Genomic DNA, 1,103 nt, shown 5'->3' on the forward strand with positions numbered 1-1,103 from the left:
TAGGGACCGTATCGGGTTGTGATCAAAGGGCAGTCTGGGTGAGGTCTTTGATCCAGATCATCGAGGCGCGGAGGTGGAGGCCGGCGAGGTAGCTCGCGGGGGTCTTGTCGTACCGGGTCGCGATGCCTCGCCAGGCCTTCAGCTTGTTGATCAGGCGCTCGACGGTGTTCCGGTCCTTGTAGAGGTCGGCGTCGTGGCTGACGGGCCTACCGCCCTTGCTGCCCTTCTTCTTCCGGTTGGCGGCCTGGTCCTTCTTCTCAGGGATGACCGCCTTGATACGGCGACCGCGCAGGTGGGCGCGGTTGCCGCGGGACGAGTAGGCCTTGTCCCCGGCGACCGCGTCCGGCCGGGTGCGGGGACGGCCGACGGGCCCGCGGACCCGTACCTTCTTCAGCACGGGGATGAACTGCGGGCTGTCTGCAGCCTGTCCCTCGGTCAGGACGAACGCCAGCGGGCGGCACTTCCGGTCGCCGGCGCAATGGACCTTGCTGGTCTGCCCGCCCCTGGAGCGTCCGAGCAGGGCGGCTTTCAGCCGGAGCCTGCGCCGGCGCCGGATTCGTCGCCGTTCTTCCCGATCCGGGTCGTCTGCAGCGTCTTGCCCGTCTTGTTCTTCTGGGCCGCCCCCTTTGGGCGGGCCTTCTCCGCCTCGTCGGTGGCTTTCTCCAGGGCGGCCAGAGCGTCGGGGTCCAGGTGCATCCCGGCAGCGTCGTGGTGGGCGCGGACAGTGGTGGAGTCCACGCTGACCAGGGACAAGTCCACCTCACCGCGCTTCGCGGCCTCCGCGATCAGCCCCTCCAGCAGGGCTTCGAAGACACCGGCGTCCCTCCAGGCCCGGAAGCGACCGTAGACGGTCGGCCAGGGACCGAACTCGGAGGGCATCTCCCGCCACTGGGCACCGGAGCGGAACCGCCAGATCACTCCCTCGAGCTGATCCCGCAGCCTCTCGGGGTACGGGCCGTACTCGCCGATCGGCAAGTACGGCTCGATGAACGTCCACTGCTCGTCCGTGAGTTGCCTACGCGTCACACACAGCGTCCTACCGGATTCCGCCTTCGGGTGGGCACGGAACCGCAATATTGATCACGACATCACACAGGCCCTAG

The 1,103-nt window shown here is 67.9% G+C and carries 1 pseudogene; it reads right to left on the minus strand.

Going from position 1 to position 1,103, the window contains the following annotated elements:
• Positions 1–22: 22 nt before the first annotated feature.
• A pseudogene (locus tag ACIO5D_RS38490) lies at positions 23–1,026 on the minus strand (IS5 family transposase).
• Positions 1,027–1,103: the final 77 nt, after the last annotated feature.

It is taken from the genome of Kitasatospora sp. NPDC087315 (genome assembly GCF_044744345.1).
Taxonomy (GTDB): Bacteria; Actinomycetota; Actinomycetes; order Streptomycetales; family Streptomycetaceae; genus Kitasatospora.